Annotated in this window: 4 protein-coding genes; 2 read left to right on the forward strand and 2 right to left on the reverse strand. The window is 74.5% G+C overall.

Annotated features, from left to right (window positions below):
- Together AB0G02_RS30660 and AB0G02_RS30665 are read right to left on the reverse strand one after the other, a co-directional pair.
- Positions 1–980, reverse strand: a 980-nt coding sequence (locus tag AB0G02_RS30660; RefSeq protein WP_360800881.1) for an AAA family ATPase, incomplete at its 3' end; no start/stop codon positions are given.
- Between the two features lie 28 nt (positions 981–1,008).
- Positions 1,009–2,151, reverse strand: coding sequence for an exonuclease SbcCD subunit D (locus AB0G02_RS30665; RefSeq protein WP_360800884.1), 1,143 nt, complete (start codon positions 2,149–2,151; stop codon positions 1,009–1,011).
- A gap of 115 nt (positions 2,152–2,266) precedes the next feature.
- Here AB0G02_RS30665 and AB0G02_RS30670 point away from each other — a divergent pair, with 115 nt between their 5' ends.
- Together AB0G02_RS30670 and AB0G02_RS30675 are read left to right on the forward strand one after the other, a co-directional pair.
- Positions 2,267–3,205 (forward strand): DNA recombination protein RmuC, encoded by a 939-nt coding sequence (locus AB0G02_RS30670; protein ID WP_201438546.1) that lies wholly within the window; start codon positions 2,267–2,269, stop codon positions 3,203–3,205.
- 36 nt (positions 3,206–3,241) lie between these two features.
- The coding region (locus AB0G02_RS30675; protein ID WP_360800887.1) for a DUF6542 domain-containing protein at positions 3,242–4,050 on the forward strand (809 nt) is incomplete at its 3' end.

The raw sequence follows: 4,050 nt of genomic DNA on the forward strand, positions 1-4,050 counted from the left end.
GCGAGCTCGCGCTCCAGCTTCACCGCCCGCTCGTGCGCGGGCACGACCACCGCCGCCTGCCGGGCCGCGTCCCGTTCGGCCACCCACGCCCGCAGCTGCGGCTCCACCTCGGCGTACCGGTCGAGGTGGCGACGCGCCTCCCGCACCCGGCGCACCCGCTCGTGCCGGGCCCGGGCCTCCTGCCACTCGCGCTCCGCCTCCGCGCGGCGGGCCGACTCGCGGGCCGCGATCTGGTCGGCCTCGCGTTCGGCCTCGTCCAGCCGCTTGAGCAGCGAGCTCAGCCACTCCTGGTCGCCACCGCCCTCCGGCGGCTCCTCCACCGCGACCTCGGCCACCCGCTGCACGAGGTTGCGGTGTTCGACGCCGAGCTGCTCGACCTCGCGCTTGCGCTCCCGCCGCCGGTCGCGGAACCACCTCTCCACGTCCAGGAAGCGCTCGGTGCCGAACAGCTTCTCCAGCAGCTTCTCCCGCTCGGCGGTCTCCGCCCGCAGGAACCTCGCGAACTCGCCCTGCGGCAGCAGCACCACCTGGAAGAACTGCTCGGCCGTCATCCCCAGCAGGCCCTCGACCTCGCGGGCCACGTCGTCGATGCGGCTGTGACCCTCGCCGGTCCACCCGCTGACCCACGTCAACGACACCTGCGCCTGCTGCCTGGTCGCGCCGTCGCCGCGCTTCTTCGGCCGCTCGTACTCGGGGCTGCGCTTGATCCGGAACCGCCTGCCGCGCACGGTCAGCTCCAGCTCCACGTGCGTCGGGGTGTCGCGGTCGGCGTAGTCGCAGCGCAGCCGCTTCACGTCGCCGCGCGCGCCGGGCACCTTGCCGAACAACGCGAACGCCACCGCGTCGAGCAACGTCGTCTTGCCCGCGCCCGTGTCGCCGTGCAGCAGGAACAGGCCGTCCGCGCCGAGCTGGTCGAAGTCGACCTCCTCCTGCCGCGCGTACGGGCCGAACCCGCTGACCGCCAACCGGTGCAGCTTCACGCGGCCTCCCCCAGGTCCACGACGGGGCTCACTGCTCGTCCTCCCGGGCGGCGGCGGCGAACGCCTCGCGCAGCAGGGCCAGCTCCCGCGGCCCCGGCTGGTCGCCGCGGACGTCCTCGATGAAGCAGCAGGCGATCTCCTCGTCGGTGCGGCCTCGCACCCGTTCCGCGAACCGCAGCTCGCCCGTCCGCCCGCCCTCCGGCCGCCACTCCACGTGCACCGCGTGCGGGAACCGGGTCTGCAACCGCCGCAACGCGTCCAGCGGGCGCACCCGGTCGGTCAGCGTCACCGACAGGAAGTGGTCCTCCACGGGCTCGTGGTCCGGGTCGAGCAGCAGGTCGTCCAGCGCGCCGCTCAGCGTCGACAACGCCCGCGGCACCGGCAGCGACCGCCGCTCCACCCCGGCCAGCCCGCCCGCGTCCAACTCCGCCAGCCACACCGACTTGTGGTGCCGCGCCTCGGAGAACGAGTACGCCACCGGGCTGCCCGAGTACCGCAGGTGCGCGGCCAGCGTCTGCTGCCCGTGCAGGTGGCCCAGCGCCACGTAGTCCACGCCGGAGAACACCGAGCCCGACACGTCCTGCACCCCGCCCACCGCGATGGTCCGCTCGGACTCGCACGGCTCGCCGCCGGTGACGAACGCGTGCGCCAGCACCACCGACCGCGTGCCCGACCGCCCGGCCAGGTCCTGCTTGATCCGCCGCATCGCCTCGGTCAGCACCCCGCCGTGGCCCTTCGCCTCGACGCCCAGCGCGTGCCGCGCCGTCTCCGGCTCCAGGAACGGGATCCCGTACACCGCCACCGGGCCGTGCTCGTCGGCGAACAGCACCGGGTCGTGCAGCTCGGCCACGCGGGTGCGCAGGTGCAGCCCGCCCGCCTCCGCGAACACGCCCAGGAAGCCCAACCGCGCCGCCGAGTCGTGGTTCCCCGGCGTGATCACGATCTTCGCGCCGGCCTCCCGGATGCGCTTGAGCACCCGCGAGCACACGGCGACGGCCTCGGCGTTCGGCACCGCCCGGTCGAACAGGTCACCGGCGACCACGACCACGTCGACCCGCTCGTCCGACACGGTGTCGGACAGGCCGCCGAGCACCGATTCCTGCTCTTGCAGCAGGTCACGGCCGTGGAAGGTGCGCCCCACGTGCCAGTCGGACGTGTGCAGGATCCTCACGCCGGCCACGCTAGGGCCGACCGGCGCTCCCATCCCTCAACCCCGTCGGCGTGTCGCTCGAACGTGTGGTCGGACGCAGTCCCGGTCCGATCCGGGGTTGCGCGATGATCAGGCCATGACAGCGGTCCTCAGCACTGCGGCGGTGGTCGTGGCGCTCCTGCTCGCGGGTGCGCTGGTGTTCCTGTGGCGGCTCTACCAGGACAGCGTGCGGCGCACCGACGCCGCGCTGGCCGCGGTGCAGGCCGAACGCGAACGCGGTGACGCGCAGTGGGCGGCGTTGCAGCGCTACGAGGTGGCGTTCTCCTCGGTCAGCGGACGCGGCGAGCTCGGGGAGAAGGTGCTCGTCGAGACCGCGCGGGTGCTGGGCCTGCGCGAGGGCATCCACTTCGACCTCCAGGTCGACGTGGCCGGCGGCGGCTCCGTGCGACCCGACCTGGTGCTCAACGTGGGCGGCGGGCGACGGGTGCCGGTCGACGCGAAGATGAGCATGGCCACGTGGGCGGAGGCGGTGGAGACCGACAACGCGGCCGAGCGCGTCGACGCGTTGCGGGTGCACGTGCGCAACATCCGGTCGCGGGCCGCGGAGCTGGCGGGCAAGGGCTACCAGCGGTGGGCCGACGCCATCTACGGGACGATCATGTTCGTGCCCAACGACGGCGCGGTCGTCGCCGCCCTGGACACCGACCCGGAGCTGCTGCGCTGGCTGCTGGACCGGCGGGTGTTCCTGTGCGGGCCGACCGGGTTCGCGGTGATCGCGTCCGCCGCGATGTTCGCCGTGACCGACCGCGCGCTGGCCGACGACGTGGAGCAGGTCAGGGCCGCCGCGTCCCGGGCGCACCGGGCCGCCGACGGGGCCATCGACGCGGTGAACCTGTCGAGCACGCACCTGCAGCGGTTCCTGTCCGCGCGGCGGCGCGAGCTGGACGCCCTGGAGGGTTTCCGGGCCGCCGTGGAGCCGCTGAGCAACGCGTCGTCCGACGTCACGCCCCTGCCGTTGGTGAGGCGGACGGACGAGGCCGGCCTCGGTGCACCCTTGGACGCCCGCGAGGCGTAATAGAGTGTGACGGACTGAGCCGAACGAGGAGTGTTCGTGACCGCTGCAACGCGTGACGACTCGCGCAGCGAGCCGGAGGACGAAGAGTACTCCGCCGTCCGCTGGAACGACCGCGCCATGTTCGGCAGCTTCCGGGGTCTGCCCTGGTGGGCGGCCGTGCTCATCGCCTTCGTGGTGGCCGTCGTCGGCACGTTCGTCGACGTCGGGTCGTCCGCGAAGACCGTGGGCTGGGTGTTCGCCATCACGTTCTTCCTGGGGTGCGTCGGGGCGGTGGTGTTCGTGGAGCGGCGGTCGATGTTCGGCCCGGTCGTCCAGCCGCCGCTGATCCTGGCGATCGTGGTGCCGGTCGTGGTGGTGTTCACCCACGGGATGCCGAGCGGCGGCCTGCCGTCGGTCGGTCTCACCCTGGGCAAGCCGCTGATCGACGGGTTCCCGGCGATGGCGATCACGACCGCGTGCACGGTGATCCTCGGCCTCGTCCGGGTGGCGACGCAGAAGGACCCGAACCGGCCGACCAAGGACGAGGTCCGCGAGGCCAAGGGCAAGCCGGAGAAGCCGCGCCGGGCCGAGCGCCCCGAGCGGGCCGCCGCCGAGAAGCCCCAGCCGTCGGACGACCGCCCCAAGAAGCGCCCCCGCGCCGACCGCTCCGACGCCCCGGCCGAACGCCGCCGCCAAGCCGCTCCCGCCGCGGACGAGGACCGCCCCAAGCGCCCCCGCCCCCCGGCGTCCGGGCGCGCGGGCCGCCCCCCCCGCCCCCCGCCCCCCCGCGGACGCCGCCGCCCCCCCCGCCGGCCGCCGCCGCCCGTCCCGGGGCCCCCCGGGCGGCCCCGCCGCGCCGGCCGGCG

The organism is Actinosynnema sp. NPDC023658 (assembly GCF_040639995.1).
Lineage (GTDB): Bacteria > Actinomycetota > Actinomycetes > Mycobacteriales > Pseudonocardiaceae > Actinosynnema.

Coding starts and splice junctions, on each gene's coding strand:
- AB0G02_RS30670 (WP_201438546.1), top strand. CDS start 2,267: ATGACAGCGGTCCTCAGCACTGCGGCGGTGGTCGTGGCGCTCCTGCTC.